Below are 16,670 nucleotides of genomic sequence, written 5' to 3' on the forward strand. Positions count from 1 at the left end.
CCTGTCAGGCAGGCGCCGCTACACTTCTAGCACATGCACGAGGCAGATCGGCTTCTTGCCCCAGTGCTCGTTGACGACCGCGCGCACCGCGCGGCGCACCGACTCCGCCATCGCGTCGGGATCGCGCCGCCGCGCCCGCGGCAGGCTCTCGAAGGTCGAGACCACCGTGTCGAATACGATGTCGTCGATCTCTTCGCCGGCGGTGTTCTTCTCGGGGATGCCGACCAGATCCACTTCCGGATCGTCCGCAAGCTCGCCCTTTTCGGTGATCGCGAGCGCGACGAAGATGCAGCCGGCAAAGGCCATCTTGCGCCGCTCGATCACCGCGCGCGACTTGGCATCCTCGATGATGGTGCCGTCCTTATAGAAGCGGCCCGCGGGCAGCTGGTCGATGATTCCGGGCTCGCCCGGGCCGAGCTTGACGAGATCGCCGTTGCGGCAGGTGATCACCTTCGGCACGCCGCAGGCGCGCGCCAGCCGCGCATGCTCATGCAGGTGCAGCGCCTCGCCATGGACGGGAATGAGCAGCTGCGGCCGCGTCCAGGCGATCATGTCGCGCAGCTCGTCGCGGCGGGGATGGCCGGAGACATGGACCAGATGGTCGCGATCCGTGATGATCTCGACGCCCTGCTCGACCAGCCCGTTGATGATGGCGCCGACCGCCTTCTCGTTGCCGGGAATGGTCCGCGACGAGAAGATCACGGTGTCGCCGCGGTTCAGCGTGACCAGCGGATGGTCATCATTGGCGATCCGTGCCAGCGCCGCCCGCGGCTCGCCCTGGCTGCCGGTGCACAGCGCCAGCACCTTGTCTGCCGGGAAATGGCCATACAGGTCCATGCCGCGGAAATTCTGCACGCCCTCGAGATAGCCGGTCTCGCGCGCTACCTGCACGACGCGGTCCATGGCGCGGCCGACCACCACGACTTCGCGGTCGGCCTCGCGCGCAGCGTCCGCGACCGCACGGATGCGCGCGACGTTCGAGGCGAAGGTGGTCACCGCCACTCGGCCTTTCGCGCCCTTCACCAGTTCGGCGATGGTCTTGGCGACCTCGGCCTCGGAGGGCGAGCGCCCCTCGCGCACCGCATTGGTGGAGTCGCCGATCAGCGCCAGCAGTCCGGCATCGCCGAGCTCGCGCAGGCGCTTCTCATCGGTCGGCGGCCCGAGGATCGGCGTCGGATCGAGCTTCCAGTCGCCGGTGTGCAGGACTGTGCCGACCTCGGTGTGGATCGCAAGCGCGTGCGATTCCGGAATCGAGTGCGCGACCGGAATGAACTCGACATTGAACGGCCCGATATCGACGCGGCCGCCCGATGGAATCACGGTCACCGGGATCTTTGGCGGATTGCGCTCGGCCTCGCATTTGGCCTCGAACAGCGCGGCGCTGAATTTGGTCGCGTAGATCGGGCATTGCAGCCGTGGCCAGAGATCGATGATGGCGCCGAAATGGTCCTCATGGGCGTGGGTCAGCACCAGGCCGACCAGGTTGTTGCGCTCCTTTTCGAGGAAGCCGATGTTGGGCATGATCAGGTCGATGCCCGGCAGATGCTCCTCATCACCAAAGGAGACGCCGAGATCGACCGCGAGCCAGGAGCGCTGGTGGCGGTTGCCGAGGCCATAGATCGACAGGTTCATGCCGATCTCGCCGACGCCGCCGAGCGGCGCAAAGGTCAGTTCATCGGGTCGGGCCATCTACACTGCCCCCGCCGAGGCAGCCGAGCCGAAATGAACATCCCCCGCCGTGATCGGCACCAATCGTCCCTCCCTCGTCCGGACCACCATGCAACCTTGCTCGTCGATGGTGTCGAAAGTTCCCTCGATGATAGCATGTCCGGACCTGATGGCGACCGCCTCGCCGAGACCGGCCGCCCGCTCGAGCCAGAGCCTGCGAATATCGCCAAAACCCTGGCCGTTGTTCCAGATGCCGCGAAATTCGGTCCAGCTGTCCGAAAGTGCGCTGAACAGATCTTCCGCTGCGATGTCGATCCCGAGCGTCTTCAACGACGTCGCAGGCGTCGGCGTGCCCGTAGGCGCCGCGATAACATTGGTGCCGATCCCAACGACGACTGCGAGACCAGCCTGGACCTGCTCGGCCTCCAGCAGGATACCGCACAGCTTCTGGCCATTGGCGAGCACGTCGTTGGGCCATTTCAGGGCGAACGTAAATTGGCCGCGGCCCCCCGCGCGCAGCGCAGCCTCCAGGCTAACCTGCCGCAGCGCGCTCTCGATCGAAAGCCCTGCGGCAAAGCCGAGTGTCGCCGCCACTGCTGGCGCGACATCCAGGAGTTCGAGGACACTCGAAGCGAGATTGCCCCGTGGTGCAATCCAAGGCCGGTTGCGGCGGCCGCGACCGGCGGTCTGCTCCGTTGTCACAAACCAGCACGGTCCCCGCTCACCTTGACGGGCGTGCGCGAGAGCCTCCGCATTGGTCGAGCCGGTCTGGTCGAACGCAACGAGCCGATAACCGGCCTGTGCCGCGCGCGAGCCGAGAGCAAACGGCATCTAGAAGAGCGACTTCGCCGCCGCGGTGGCCGCGCTGACCAGCGGACCGGGATAGGCGAAGAACAGGATGTTGAAGAGGCCGGACACGGCGAGCACGGTGCGCAGCTCGATCCTGACCGGATCCACCGTCGGCAGCGGCTCGTCGAAATACATCGTCTTGACGATGATCAGATAGTAGTAGGCGCCGACCACGCTGGTCAGCACGCCGATCACCGAGAGAGTGAACAGGCCAGCCTTGATCGCGGCGACGAACACGTACCACTTGGCGAAGAAGCCCGCGAGCGGCGGAATGCCGGCCAGCGAGAACAGCAGCATCGCGAAGAAGAAGGCGAGCAGCGGGTTGGTGCGCGACAGGCCGGCGAAGTCGCTGATCTTCTCGAACGACTGCCCGTTGCGCTTGATCGCCATGATCACGGCAAAGGAGCCGAGCGTCATCGCGACATAGATCGCGATATACATCAAGACACCCTGCGCGCCTTCCACCGTGCCGGCCGCAAGGCCGACCAGCGCAAAGCCCATATGGCCGATCGAGGAATAGGCCATCAGGCGCTTGATGTTGGTTTGGCCGATCGCGGCGAAGGAGCCGAGCGCCATCGAGGCGATCGAGACGAATACGACGATCTGCTGCCACTGGAAGGTGATGCCGGGAAATGCGGTCAGCGCCACGCGCGTGAACACGGCGAGTGCGGCGACCTTCGGCGCGGACGCGAAGAACGCGGTCACCGGCGTCGGCGCGCCCTCGTAGACATCAGGCGTCCACATGTGGAACGGCACTGCCGAGACCTTGAAGCAGAGCCCGGCGAACAGGAACACCAGGCCGAAGATCACGCCGACGCTGCCGGCCTTGGCGGCGGTCGCGATGCCGGCGAAGCTGACCGTGCCGGTGAAGCCATAGATCAACGAGGCGCCATAGAGCAGCATGCCCGAGGACAGCGCGCCGAGGACGAAATATTTCAGGCCAGCTTCGGTCGACTTGACATTATCGCGATGGCTCGACGCCACCACGTAGAGCGCGAGCGACATCAGCTCGAGGCCGAGATAGAGCAAGATCAGGTCACCGGCCGAGATCAGCACCATCATGCCGAGCGTCGAGAGCAGGACCAGGATGGCGTATTCGAAGATCCGCCGATCGGGGGCCGACAAGAACTCGGTCGACATCACGAGGGTCGCCAGCGAGCCGATCAGCGCCAGGATTTTCAGGAAGCGGGCGTAGTCATCGACGATGAAGCTGCCGCCGAAGGCTTGGCCCGTCGGCTGGCGCAGCTCCAGCAGACCGACCACGACCAGCAGACACGCGGCAAGGCCGGTAACGAGGGCCGTCGTTCCCTGCCCGCGGAATGCGCCCAGCATCAACAGCACCATGGCGCCGACGGCCAGCACCAGCTCCGGCAGCACGACCCCAAGGTAAGCCCCAAGATTCTCGATCATCGTCCTTGTCCCGACCTCTTGAGGTCTATTGCAGCAGCGCGGCCGCCTTCACGGCCGACACGGCTGTATTGTAGTTGCTGACGAGCTGCTGCACCGAGGCTGCCGACATGTCGAGCACCGGCTTCGGATAAACGCCGAACAGGATCGTCAACGCGACCAGCGGAAACAGCGTCAGGCACTCGCGTGCGGTCAGATCCTTGATGGTCATCAGCGACGGCTTCACCAGCGCGCCGAACACAACCTTGCGATAGAGCCAGAGCGCATAGCACGCCGAGAAGATCACGCCGAAGGTGGCGAAGAACGTCGTCGGCGTCGACACCTTGAAGGTGCCGAGCAAGGTCATGAACTCGCCGATGAAGCCGGAGGTGCCGGGCAGACCGACATTGGCCATGGTGAAGACCATGAACACGAAGGCGTAGAGCGGCATCCGGTTGACCAGGCCGCCATAGGCCGCGATCTCCCGGGTGTGCATGCGGTCGTAGACGATGCCGACGCAGAGGAACAGCGCACCCGACACGATGCCGTGCGAGATCATCTGGAATACGCCGCCGGCGACGCCCTGCATGGTGCCGGCGAAGATGCCCATGGTAACGAAGCCCATATGCGCTACCGAGGAGTACGCGATCAGCTTCTTCATATCCTCCTGCATCAGCGCGACCAGCGAGGTGTAGATGATCGCAATCGCCGACAGCGTCCAGATCAGGGGCGCGAAGTCGTGCGAGGCCAGCGGGAACATCGGCAGCGAGAAGCGCAGGAAGCCGTAGCCACCCATCTTCAGCAGGATCGCAGCCAGGATCACCGAGCCCGCCGTGGGTGCTTCGACGTGGGCGTCCGGCAGCCAGGTGTGCACCGGCCACATCGGCATCTTCACCGCGAAAGAGGCGAAGAAGGCGAGCCATGCCCAGGTCTGCAGCGACCGCGGCACGGCGGTGTGCATCAAGGTCGGGATATCGGTGGTGCCGCCATTCCAGTACAGCGCCATGATGGCCAGCAGCATCAGCACCGAGCCGAGCAGCGTGTAGAGGAAGAACTTGAAGGAGGCATAGACCCGGCGCGGGCCGCCCCAGACCCCGATGATCAGGAACATCGGGATCAGGCCGCCCTCGAAGAACAGATAGAACAGCACGAGGTCGAGCGCGGAGAAGGTGCCGACCATCAGCGTTTCCAGGATCAGGAACGCCATCATGTATTCGCGCACCCGGACCGTCACCGACTTCCAGCTCGCGATGATGCAGAACGGCAGCAAGGCGGTGGTCAGGATCACGAACGGCAGCGAGATGCCGTCGACGCCCATGTGATAGGTGATCCCGTTCGCAAGCCAGCTCGCCTTCTCGACGAACTGGAAGTCCGACTGCGCGGGATCGAAGCGCAGCACCAGGATCACCGAGATCGCGAAGGTGATCAGCGTGGTCCACAGCGCGATCCAGCGAGCGTTACGACGCGCCGCCTCGTCCTCGCCCGGGACCAGATAGATCAGGAGCGCGCCGACCAGCGGCAGGAAGGTGACGACCGACAGAATTGGCCAGGTGGTCATTGCTGGCCTCCCATGAACATGAACCAGGTGATCAGGCCGGCGACCCCGATCAGCATGGCGAAAGCGTAATGATAGAGATAGCCGGTTTGGATCTTGACGACGTTGCGCGTGATGTCGAGCACCCGTGCCGAGACGCCGTCCGGTCCGAAGCCGTCGATGACGAAGCCGTCGCCCTTCTTCCACAGGAAGCGGCCGAGCCACTTCGCCGGACGGACGAAGATGACGTCATACAGCTCATCGAAGTACCATTTGTTGAGCAGGAAGTTGTAGAGCAGCGGCTGCTGGCTCGCGAGCTCCTCCGGAATGTCCGGCCGGCTGATGTAGAAGAAGTAGGAGATCGCGAAGCCCCCGATCATCATGAACAGCGGCAGCTGCCCGAGCCAGAACGGCATGTGCTCCATGTCCGCCAGGATATGCGGGTTCATCTTCACGGACTCGCGGAAGAACTCCTCGACGCCGTGCTCGCCGACGAACAATTCCTTGAACGGGAAACCCGCGAGGATCGAGCCGGCGGCGAGCACCCCGATCGGGATCAGCATCCAGATCGGGCTCTCATGCGCGGCATCATAATGATGCTGATCATGCGGCGTGCCGAAGAAGGTCTTCCAGATCAGGCGCCAGGAATAGAACGAGGTCAGGCCCGCCGCGACCACGGTCAGGAAGTAGGCGTAGGTCGCGAACGGGTTGTGCGAGGCGTAGGCCGACTCGATGATGGCGTCCTTGGAAAAGAAGCCCGCGAAACCCGGCACACCGGTCAGCGCCATCGTGCCCACGCACATCACTGCGAAGGTGTAGGGGATCTTGCGCCACAGCCCGCCCATGTTGCGGATGTCCTGCTCGTGATGCATCGCGTAGATCACCGAGCCGGAGCCCAAGAACAACAGCGCCTTGAAGAAGGCGTGCGTGAACAGATGGAACATGCCGACGGAATAGGCGCCCGCCCCCATCGCCACGAACATGTAGCCAAGCTGCGAACAGGTCGAATAGGCAACGATGCGCTTGATGTCGTTCTGCACCAGGCCGACGGTCGCCGCGAAGAACGCGGTGGTGGCGCCGACGAACATCACCACGCCCTGCGCATTCGGTGCGAGCTCGAACAAAGGCGACAACCGCGCCACCATGAACACGCCAGCGGTGACCATGGTCGCGGCGTGGATCAGCGCCGAGACCGGGGTCGGGCCTTCCATCGCGTCCGGCAACCAGGTGTGCAGCAGGAACTGCGCCGACTTGCCCATCGCGCCCATGAACAGCAGCAGGCAGGTCAACGTCAGCGCATCGGCGTGCCAGCCGAGGAGGTTGATGGTCTTGCCCGTCAGGCTCGGCGCTGCGTGGAAGATGATCTCGAAATCGGTCGAGTTGGTCAGCCAGAACACGGCGAAGATGCCGAGCGCGAAGCCGAAATCGCCGACGCGGTTGACCACGAACGCCTTGATCGCGGCAGCATTGGCCGAGGGGCGCTGATACCAGAAGCCGATCAGGAGATAGCTGGCGAGGCCGACGCCTTCCCAACCGAAGAACAGCTGCACCAGATTGTTCGCGGTCACCAGCATCAGCATCGCGAAGGTGAACAGCGAAAGGTATCCGAAGAACCGCGGCCGGTTCGGGTCCTCGTCCATGTAGCCGATCGAATAAAGATGGACGAGCGAGGACACGGTGGTGACGACCACCAGCATGACGGCCGTTAGCGTGTCGACGCGCAGCGCCCAGGACACCTGCAGCTCGCCGGAATTGATCCAGGGGAACAGCTCCAGGACGCCGGCGTCGTGGTGCAAGAAACCGACATTAATCAGGGTCGCCCAGGACAGCGCAGCCGCCACGAACAACAGCGCCGTCGTGATCAGCTCCGCGCCGCGCGAACCCGCAGCCGGCGGCTCGACGACATGATGGTCGTCATGGCCATGGCCATGATCATCATGCGCGAGCGGCTCGTCGTGAGCGACGTGCACCAGCGCCGCATCGCCGCCGACATGCGCCGCCGTGCCGTGGTGATGGCCGTCATCATGATGCTCGACCGTGTCGCCGCTCGGATTGCGCGCATGCGCCCCGAACAGCGCGATCAGGCCGGCAAGGATCGCGCCGAGCAGCGGCAGAAAGACAATGGCCTGAATCATTCGTCCGTTCCCTTACGCATGACCATGCCGGCGAACCGGCCCCCACCTTCGCGGACCATGCGCTAGCCCTTCATCAGATTGACGTCTTCGACCGCGATCGAGCCGCGGTTGCGGAAATAGACCACCAGCACCGCAAGACCGATCGCGGCTTCCGCCGCGGCCACGGTCAGCACCAGGAGCGCGAACACCTGCCCGACGATGTCGCCGAGGAAGGTCGAGAACGCCACGAGGTTGATGTTGACGGCGAGCAGGATCAGCTCGACCGACATCAGGATCACGATGATGTTCTTGCGGTTGAGGAAGATGCCGAGGATGCCGAGCGTGAACAGCATCGCCGCGACCGAGAGATAATGTCCGAGCCCGATGGTCATTTCACCCACTCCGCCGCGTCCGCATCCTGCAGCCCCTGCCCGACCGCGACCTTGCGCACGACCATCGCCATCTCCGGCGTGCGCGCATTCTGCACGTTGATGTCCTGCCGCTTGACGTTCGCCTTGTGGCGGAGCGTCAGCACGATCGCGCCGATCATGGCAACCAGGAGCACCATGCCGGCCAGCTGGAAGTAGTGGATATATTTCGTATAGAGCACGAGCCCGAGCGCCTCGGTGTTGCTCACATTGGCCGGGATCGCTGACGTGATGGCTTTGGGCTTGGCGGGATCGATCACCCAATAGGAGACCGTGAGCAGCAGCTCGAACAGGAAGATGCCGCCGATCACGAGGCCGATTGGCATGTACTGCAGGAAGCCCTCACGCAGCTCGGTGAAGTCCACGTCCAGCATCATGATCACGAACAGGAACAGCACCGCGACCGCGCCGACATAGACCACGACCAGGATCATCGCCAGGAATTCGGCGCCCATCAGCACGAACAGGCCGGAGGCATTGACGAAGGCGAGGATCAGATAGAGCACCGAGTGCACGGGGTTCTTTGAGACGATCACCATCACGGCGGACGCCACGCAGACCGCCGCGAACAGGTAGAAGAAAAGCGCTGGCAGGATCATCGGACGGCCTCAGCGATACGGCGCGTCGAGCGCGATGGCTTTGGAGATCTCGCGCTCCCAGCGGTCGCCATTGGCGAGCAGCTTCGCCTTGTCATAATAGAGCTCCTCGCGGGTCTCGGTCGCGAATTCGAAGTTCGGCCCCTCGACGATCGCATCCACCGGGCAGGCCTCCTGGCAGAGGCCGCAATAGATGCACTTCACCATGTCGATGTCGTAGCGCACGGTGCGGCGGGTGCCGTCGTTGCGGCGCGGACCGGCCTCGATGGTGATCGCCTGCGCCGGACAGACCGCCTCGCAGAGCTTGCAGGCGATGCAGCGTTCCTCGCCATTGGGATAGCGGCGCAGCGCATGCTCACCGCGGAAGCGCGGCGAGATCGGCCCCTTCTCGAACGGATAGTTCAGGGTCGGCTTGGCCTGGAAGAAGTAGCGCATGGCGAGGAAGAACGCCGAGACGAACTCCGACAGCAACAGCGAGCGTGCGGTGGCGTTGATGTTCATGGAAGCCTCATTGTGGGGCGATGCCGGCGAAATGCAGCACGCCCGCAACCAGCACCACCATCGCCAAAGAGAGCGGCAGGAACACTTTCCAGCCCAGCCGCATCAACTGGTCGTAGCGGTAGCGCGGCACGATCGCTTTCGCCATCGCAAACAGGAAGAACATGAAGAACAGCTTCAGCGCGAACCAGATCACGCCGGGGATCCAGGTGAAGGGCGGCAGCGCCACCGGCGGCAGCCAGCCGCCCAAGAACAGGATCGTCGCCAGCGCGCACATCGTGGTGATCGCGACATATTCGCCGAGCATGAACAGCAGATACGGCGTCGAGCCGTATTCGACCATGAAGCCGGCGACCAGCTCCGATTCCGCTTCGACCAGGTCAAACGGCGGGCGGTTGGTCTCGGCCAGCGCCGAGACGTAGAACACCACGAACATCGGGAACAGCGGCCAGACATACCAGTTCAGGATCGTCAGCTGCGGCAGGCCGATCAGGCTGGCGAGCCCACGCGTATTCTGCGCCTCCACCACGGCCGAGAGGTTCAAGGTGCCGGCGCAGAGCAGCACGGTGATGATGACGAAGCCGATCGAGACCTCGTAGGACACCATCTGCGCCGCCGAGCGCAGCGCCGCCAGGAACGGGTATTTCGAGTTCGACGACCAGCCGGCCATGATGATGCCGTAGATCGACAAGGACGAGATGGCGAAGATGAAGAGGATGCCGACATTGATGTCGGCAATCGCCCACCCAAGATTGGTCGGAATCACCGCCCAGGCCGCCAGCGCCAGCACGCAGGAGACCAGCGGTGCCAGCAGGAACACGCCCTTGTTGGCGCCGGCCGGGATGATCGGCTCCTTGAGCACGAATTTCAGCAGGTCGGCGAAGGATTGCAGCAGACCGAACGGCCCGACCACATTCGGACCGCGGCGGATCTGCACCGCCGCCCAGATCTTGCGGTCCGCCAACAGGATGTAGGCGATCGCGACCAGCAGCACGACCAGCAGCAGCACGCTTTCCGCGACCATGATGATCAGCGGCCACAGGAAGCCGGTCCAGAACGAGCTTGCGAAGAAATCAGCCATCAGGTCACGCTCACTCCGCTGCCACGAGCACGCGCCCTGAGGCGAGGCGGGAACATTCCGCCATCACCGCCGAGGCACGCGCGACCGGGTTGGTGAGATAGAAGTCTTCGAACGGCGGCTTGAACGGCGCCTTCTCCAGGCTGCCGCCCTTGCCCGCCAGCGCCTTGAGGTCGCCGATCGCGCCGGGCGCAATCTGGTCGAGGCGCTGAAGATGCGGCACGGCCTTGAAGATCGCGGCGCGCAGAGCCGCCAGCGAGTCATAAGGAAGTTTCTTGCCCAGCACGTCCGACAGCGCGCGGATGATCGCCCAGTCCTCGCGCGCCTCACCCGGCGGGAACGACGCGCGGCCCGTCATCTGCGCGCGCCCCTCGGTGTTGACGTAGATGCCGGACTTCTCGGTGTAGGCCGACCCCGGCAGGATCACGTCGGCGCGATGCGCGCCGCGGTCGCCATGGGTGCCGATATAGACCGTGAACACGCCCTCGGGCACCTCGACCTCGTCGGCCCCGAGCAGGAACAGGACGTCCATGGTGCCGAACGTCGTCATCTGCGCGGCGGTCAAACCGGTACCGACGAAGCCGATGTCGAGCGCGCCGACCCGCGACGCGGTGTCATGCAGCACGGCAAAGCCGTTCCAGTCGTCCCTGATGCCGTTGGCATCGAGCGCGAGCTTGGCCGCCAGCGACAGGATCGCCACGCCATCGTGACGCGCGGCCGCACCGGCGCCGACCAAAACGATCGGGTTCTTGGCGCCCTTGAAAACAGACGCGAAGGAGTGCTTGCCGGCGGCGAGATCGCTCAGGGAATCCGTACCAGCGCCGATATGCTCGTAAGGATAGGTGAGATCGGCACGCGGGCCGACCAGGCCGACCTTGAGCTGGCCTGACCGCCAGCGCTTGCGGATGCGCGCATTCAAGACCGCGGCTTCCCGGCGCGGATTGGCGCCGATGATCAGGATCGCGTCGGCATGCTCGATGCCGGCAATCGTCGGGTTGAAAATGTAGGAGGCGCGGCCAGCCTTCGGATCGAAGCTGTCGCCACCCTGCACCGCGACGTTGGTCGAGCCGAGCTTGGCGAGCAGCTCCTTCAGCGCGAACATCTCTTCGACCGCGGCGAGATCGCCGGCGATGGCGCCGATCCGCTTGCCGTCGATGCGGCCAAGCTTGGTCGCAATGGCCTTGAACGCCTCCGGCCAGGACGCCGCCCGCAGCCTGCCGCCCTCGCGGACATAGGGGCGATCGAGCCGCTGCGTACGCAGGCCGTCGACGATATGGCGGGCCTTGTCGGAGATCCATTCCTCGTTCACGGCGTCATTGATGCGCGGCAGGATGCGCATGACCTCGCGACCGCGGGTATCGACCCGGATCGCCGAGCCGAGCCCGTCCATCACATCGATGGATTGGGTCTTGCCGAGCTCCCAGGGGCGCGCGGTGAAGGCATAGGGCTTCGAGGTCAGCGCGCCCACCGGGCAGATGTCGACCAGATTGCCCTGCAGCTCGGAGCTCAGCGCCTGCTCCAGATAGGTCGTGATCTCCATGTCCTCGCCGCGGCCGATCGCGCCCATTTCCGGCACGCCGCAGACCTCCGCCGAGAAGCGGACGCAGCGCGTGCACTGGATGCAGCGGTTCATCGAGGTCTTGACCAGCGCACCGAGATATTTGTCCTCGACCGCGCGCTTGTTCTCAGCGAAGCGGCTGGTGTCGACACCATAGCCCATCGCCTGGTCCTGCAGGTCGCATTCGCCACCCTGGTCGCAGATCGGGCAGTCCAGCGGATGGTTGATGAGAAGGAATTCCATCACGCCTTCGCGTGCCTTCTTCACCATCGGCGACCGGGTCGAGATCTCCGGCGGCTCGCCCTTCGGGCCCGGACGGCAGTCGCGCACGCCCCAGGCGCAGCTGGCGACCGGCTTCGGGCCGCCCTTCACTTCGACCAGGCACATCCGGCAATTGCCGGCGATCGACAGCCGCTCATGGTAGCAGAAGCGCGGGATTTCAGCGCCGGCCGCCTCGCACGCCTGAAGCAGCGTGTACTCCGGCGGAACATCGATCTCTTTGCCGTCGATGATGATCTTGGTCATCGCCTCACATCTCTCTCAATGCGTACGCACGTCGAGCGCCCGATCGGCGCGACGCGCGCATGAATGTTCTGTTGTCGGATGGCGCGCCATCCCCTACTCCGCCGCGACCATCTGCACGGGATCGCGCACGCCGACGTCGTCGATATCAGCCTTGTGCGAATACTGGTCGATCCGCGCCTCGATCTCGTGCCGGAAATGCGCAATCAGGCCCTGGATCGGCCAAGCCGCAGCGTCGCCGAGCGCACAGATCGTATGGCCCTCGATCTGCTTGGTGACCTCCAGCAGCATGTCGATCTCGCGCTTGTGGGCGCGGCCCTCGGCCATGCGGGTCAGCACCCGCCACATCCATCCCGTACCCTCGCGGCACGGCGTGCACTGGCCGCAGCTCTCGTGCTTGTAGAAATAGGAGATGCGCGCGATCGCCCGGATCAGGTCGGTCGACTTGTCCATCACGATGACGGCTGCGGTGCCGAGGCCCGAGCGCAGCTTGCCCAGGCTGTCAAAGTCCATTGGCGTGTCGATGATCTGCTCGGCCGGCACCATGCGGACCGAGGAGCCGCCGGGGATCACCGCCTTGAGATTGTCCCAGCCGCCGCGGATGCCGCCGCAATGCCTCTCGATCAGCTCGCGGAACGGAATGCCCATCGCCTCTTCGACGTTGCAGGGCCGCTCGACATGGCCGGAGATGCAGAACAGCTTGGTGCCGACATTGTTGGGACGGCCGATGCCGGCGAACCAGGCGGCGCCGCGCCGCAGGATGGCCGGGGCCACCGCGATCGACTCGACATTGTTCACCGTTGTCGGGCAACCATACAGGCCGACATTGGCCGGGAATGGCGGTTTCAGCCGCGGTTGGCCCTTCTTGCCCTCCAGGCTCTCCAGCAGCGCGGTCTCCTCGCCGCAGATATAGGCGCCGGCGCCGTGAGCGACATAGAGGTCGAACGGCCAGCCGTGAATATTGTTCTTGCCGATCAGGTTGGCCTCATAGGCCTGGTCGATGGCCGCCTGCAGGTGCTCGCGCTCGCGGATGAATTCGCCGCGCACGTAGATGTAGCAGGCATGCGCGCCCATCGCGAAGCTCGCGAGCAGGCAGCCCTCGACCAGATGATGCGGATCGTGCCGCATGATCTCGCGGTCCTTGCAAGTGCCGGGCTCGGACTCGTCGGCATTGACGACCAGATAGCTCGGCCGGCCGTCGGTCGATTCCTTGGGCATGAAGGACCATTTCAGCCCGGTCGGGAAGCCGGCGCCGCCGCGCCCGCGCAGGCCCGATGCCTTCATCTCGCTCAGGATCCAGTCGCGTCCCTTGTCGATCAGCGCCTTGGTGCCGTCCCAGCTGCCGCGGCGGCGTGCGCCTTCAAGGCCCCAATCGTGCAGGCCGTAGAGGTTGGTGAAGATGCGGTCCTTGTCGTCGAGCATGGTCAGACAGCTTCCTCGCGTATCAACGGTTGGACTGCATGTAGGCGAGGCCGGCGGCGCAGCCACCGAACACCACCGCCCACAACAGGCTGGTTTCAGTCGACGCGTTGAGCGCAAGGCGCTGCAACACGAACATGAAGACGGCAGCGGCCCCCGTGTGCAGGGCGATGGTGCGCCAGCTCTTCATCGCGCCCCTCGCCGCCCCGGCCGGGCCTGATGTCGGAAGACGGCTCATGTCGTCTCCTTCAACGTGGTCGGACCAGCCAACGGCGCGGAGAACTGGCGGCCGTTCTGCGGTCCTGGCTTGGGCGGATTGCCGGTGGCGAAGCCGTCCAGCACCTTGCCGAAGCTCTCCGGCGTCAGGTCTTCGTAGGTGTCCTTCCAGACCTGCACCATCGGCGCGTTCACGCAGGCGCCGAGGCACTCGACCTCCTCCCAGCTGAAATCACCGTCCTTGGAGAGATGGAAGGGGTCGTGATGGATACGATGCTTGCAGACTTCGATCAGCTCTTCGGCGCCGCGCAGCCGACACGGCGTGGTGCCGCAGACCTGCACATGGGCCTTCTTGCCGACCGGCTGCAGCTGGAACATCGTGTAGAAGGTCGCGATCTCCAGCATGCGGATATAGGGCATCTGCAGCATGTCGGCGACGGCCCGGATCGCTGCTTCCGAGATCCAGCCCTCGTTCTGTTCCTGGGCCCGCCACAGGATCGCAATCGCGGCCGACGCCTGCCGGCCTTCCGGATATTTCGCGATCTGGGCCTTGGCGAAGGCAAGATTCTCGTCCGTGAACGCGAAGCTCGCGGGCTGCAATTCCTTGGGGGCAAGACGGCGGACAGACATGGTTCTTCAGTCTTTCATTGCATGCGGCGCGTGCCACCGGCATTGAGCGCATTGATGCGGTCCTGCCAGAAGGCGCTCGCGGTGCCGAAAACGTTGTAGCCGACGTGGGTGGAGACCTTGATGCGGTCGAGGATCGAGAGCTCCTTCACAGTCTCGAGCCGGCCGCTCGCGGGGTCATAGACGATCAATTGCAGCGGGGTCTGATCGAGGATGTAGCGCGAAACCGTATGGTTGCGATCATGGCCGTGCTCCTCGCACAGGATCATGCTGTCGGTCGCAAGCAGCCGCGTGCCGCCCTTGATCGCCTCGACCTCGACGCCTTCGACGTCGAGCTTGATCAGATACTTGCCGGATGCAGCGATCTTGCCGTCGTCGATCAGGTCATCGAGCGCGATGACCGGCACCTGCTCTCCGCCCTCGACACTGCCCGCGATGCTGAAAGCCTCGTGCTTGGTCCCGGTGAGGTTGGCGGTGCCGCGCACAGCGCCGATCGCGCACTGCATCACCTCGAAGCGGCCGCTATTGATGGTGGCGTTGTTGGCGAGCTTGGCAAAGTTCTGCGACGACGGCTCGATCGCGATCACCCGATGCGCGCCGAACGGCGCACTCGAAACCAGGACCGACCAATAACCGTAGTTCGCGCCGCAATCGATGAAGGTGTAGTCGACGTCGACCGCACCCAGAAACAACAGCTCGAGCTCGTCTTCGTAAGTGTAGGCGCGGTTGAGCAGCTTGCTCCAATAGCCGTCGCCGTAGGGAAACGCGAACACCGCATCCGTGTTGAGCTTGATGGCGATGTCGCGCTGCGGCAGCGTCTTACGCAGCAGGTTGGCGCAGTGGTTGTAGCCGCGATGCGAGAAATGCGAGGAGATCTTCGAGCCGGTCGCCAACGCCAGCGCAGCCGTGCGTTCCCACAGGTTCGCTCCTTCGAGCGCCCCCGATGCACGGTCGAACTGGATCGGCGCAAGCCCCATCAGCGATCGACCTCCCCGAACACGATGTCGAGCGAGCCGAGGATGGCCGAGACGTCGGCCAGCAGATGCCCGCGGCAGATGAAGTCCATCGATTGCAGATGCGCAAAGCCCGGCGCACGGATCTTGCACTTGTACGGCTTGTTGCTGCCGTCCGAGACCAGGAACACACCGAACTCACCCTTCGGCGCTTCGACTGCGACATAGACCTCGCCGGCCGGCACGTGCACGCCTTCGGTGTAGAGCTTGAAGTGATGGATCAGCGCTTCCATCGAACGCTTCATCTCGCCGCGGCGCGGCGGCGAAATCTTGTTGTCGGTGATCATCACCGGCCCCTGCCCGTCCGGCGCGCGCAGCTTGGCGATGCATTGCTTCATGATGCGCACGGACTGCCGCATCTCTTCCATGCGGATCAGATAGCGGTCGTAGCAGTCGCCGTTCTTGCCGATCGGGATGTCGAACTCCATCTCGGCATAGCAATCATAGGGCTGCGCCTTGCGCAGGTCCCAGGCCGCGCCGGAGCCGCGCACCATCACGCCGGAGAAGCCCCAGGCCCAGGCCTGCTGCAGCGTCACCACGCCGATATCGACGTTGCGCTGCTTGAAGATGCGGTTCGCGGTCAAGAGCCGGTCGAGATCGTCGACCACCTTCAGGAAGGGATCGCACCAGGCGTCGATGTCGTCGATCAGCTTCGACGGCAGGTCCTGATGCACGCCGCCGACGCGGAAGTAATTGGCATGCATGCGCGAGCCCGAGGCGCGCTCATAGAACACCATCAGCTTCTCGCGCTCTTCGAAACCCCACAAGGGAGGCGTCAGCGCGCCGACGTCCATAGCCTGCGTCGTGACGTTGAGCAGGTGAGACAGGATGCGGCCGATCTCGCAGTAGAGCACGCGGATCAGCTGCCCGCGCCGCGGCACCTCGATGCCGAGCAGCTTCTCAGCCGCAAGGCAGAAGGCGTGCTCCTGATTCATCGGGGCGACGTAGTCGAGGCGATCGAAATAGGGAGTCGCCTGCATATAGGTCTTGGCCTCGATCAGCTTCTCGGTGCCACGATGCAGCAGCCCGATATGCGGATCGACGCGCTCGACCACCTCGCCGTCGAGCTCGAGCACGAGACGCAGCACGCCGTGCGCCGCCGGATGCTGCGGGCCGAAATTGATGGTGAAGTTGCGGAGTGCGGGACTTTGCTCATTCATGCTC

General features: G+C 64.4%; 15 protein-coding genes. All 15 read right to left on the reverse strand.

The features are described 5' to 3' along the window. Positions 1 to 18: 18 nt before the first annotated feature. Positions 19 to 1,689: a ribonuclease J gene (locus ACQR1W_RS27805; protein WP_434853796.1), complete on the reverse strand. Its 1,671-nt coding sequence runs from the start codon at positions 1,687 to 1,689 to the stop codon at positions 19 to 21. Further along, a complete protein-coding gene (locus tag ACQR1W_RS27810; RefSeq protein WP_434853797.1) occupies positions 1,690 to 2,499 on the reverse strand; it encodes a biotin--[acetyl-CoA-carboxylase] ligase in 810 nt (269 codons plus the stop codon). Further along, a complete protein-coding gene (nuoN, locus tag ACQR1W_RS27815; protein ID WP_434853798.1) occupies positions 2,500 to 3,927 on the reverse strand; it encodes an NADH-quinone oxidoreductase subunit NuoN in 1,428 nt (475 codons plus the stop codon). It abuts the gene before it with no gap. A gap of 25 nt (positions 3,928 to 3,952) precedes the next feature. Then, complete coding sequence (locus ACQR1W_RS27820) at positions 3,953 to 5,461, reverse strand: NADH-quinone oxidoreductase subunit M (protein WP_434853799.1); 1,509 nt, start codon at positions 5,459 to 5,461, stop codon at positions 3,953 to 3,955. Next, positions 5,458 to 7,572, reverse strand: coding sequence for an NADH-quinone oxidoreductase subunit L (gene nuoL, locus ACQR1W_RS27825; protein WP_434853800.1), 2,115 nt, complete (start codon positions 7,570 to 7,572; stop codon positions 5,458 to 5,460). The genes ACQR1W_RS27820 and nuoL overlap by 4 nt, the downstream gene beginning before the upstream one ends. Positions 7,573 to 7,634: 62 nt before the next feature. Beyond that, the gene (nuoK, locus tag ACQR1W_RS27830; protein WP_008968450.1) at positions 7,635 to 7,943 is read right to left on the reverse strand and encodes an NADH-quinone oxidoreductase subunit NuoK; all 309 of its coding nucleotides are present in this window, start codon (positions 7,941 to 7,943) and stop codon (positions 7,635 to 7,637) included. Continuing rightward, positions 7,940 to 8,578, reverse strand: coding sequence for an NADH-quinone oxidoreductase subunit J (locus ACQR1W_RS27835; RefSeq protein ID WP_434853801.1), 639 nt, complete (start codon positions 8,576 to 8,578; stop codon positions 7,940 to 7,942). Before ACQR1W_RS27835 ends, nuoK begins: the two co-directional genes overlap by 4 nt. Positions 8,579 to 8,587: 9 nt before the next feature. Beyond that, positions 8,588 to 9,076, reverse strand: a complete 489-nt coding sequence (gene nuoI, locus ACQR1W_RS27840; protein WP_008968452.1) for an NADH-quinone oxidoreductase subunit NuoI — start codon at positions 9,074 to 9,076, stop codon at positions 8,588 to 8,590. Between the two features lie 7 nt (positions 9,077 to 9,083). After that, the gene (gene nuoH / locus ACQR1W_RS27845) at positions 9,084 to 10,154 is read right to left on the reverse strand and encodes an NADH-quinone oxidoreductase subunit NuoH (protein WP_434853802.1); all 1,071 of its coding nucleotides are present in this window, start codon (positions 10,152 to 10,154) and stop codon (positions 9,084 to 9,086) included. 10 nt (positions 10,155 to 10,164) lie between these two features. Next, entirely contained in the window at positions 10,165 to 12,234 is a 2,070-nt protein-coding gene (gene nuoG, locus ACQR1W_RS27850; protein WP_434853803.1) for an NADH-quinone oxidoreductase subunit NuoG, read from the reverse strand. A 93-nt stretch (positions 12,235 to 12,327) separates the two neighbouring features. Next, positions 12,328 to 13,653, reverse strand: coding sequence for an NADH-quinone oxidoreductase subunit NuoF (gene nuoF / locus ACQR1W_RS27855; RefSeq protein ID WP_434853804.1), 1,326 nt, complete (start codon positions 13,651 to 13,653; stop codon positions 12,328 to 12,330). A 22-nt stretch (positions 13,654 to 13,675) separates the two neighbouring features. Next, on the reverse strand, positions 13,676 to 13,888 hold the full coding sequence (locus ACQR1W_RS27860; RefSeq protein WP_434853805.1) for a hypothetical protein: 213 nt from the start codon (positions 13,886 to 13,888) through the stop codon (positions 13,676 to 13,678). Further along, a complete protein-coding gene (gene nuoE / locus ACQR1W_RS27865; protein ID WP_434853806.1) occupies positions 13,885 to 14,496 on the reverse strand; it encodes an NADH-quinone oxidoreductase subunit NuoE in 612 nt (203 codons plus the stop codon). The genes ACQR1W_RS27860 and nuoE overlap by 4 nt, the downstream gene beginning before the upstream one ends. A 14-nt stretch (positions 14,497 to 14,510) precedes the next feature. Then, positions 14,511 to 15,470 (reverse strand): FkbM family methyltransferase, encoded by a 960-nt coding sequence (locus ACQR1W_RS27870; RefSeq protein ID WP_434853807.1) that lies wholly within the window; start codon positions 15,468 to 15,470, stop codon positions 14,511 to 14,513. After that, positions 15,470 to 16,666, reverse strand: coding sequence for an NADH-quinone oxidoreductase subunit D (locus ACQR1W_RS27875; protein WP_434853808.1), 1,197 nt, complete (start codon positions 16,664 to 16,666; stop codon positions 15,470 to 15,472). Before ACQR1W_RS27875 ends, ACQR1W_RS27870 begins: the two co-directional genes overlap by 1 nt. Between the last annotated feature and the right edge of the window lie 4 nt (positions 16,667 to 16,670).

The organism is Bradyrhizobium sp. HKCCYLS1011 (assembly GCF_051167795.1).
Classification (GTDB): Bacteria; Pseudomonadota; Alphaproteobacteria; order Rhizobiales; family Xanthobacteraceae; genus Bradyrhizobium.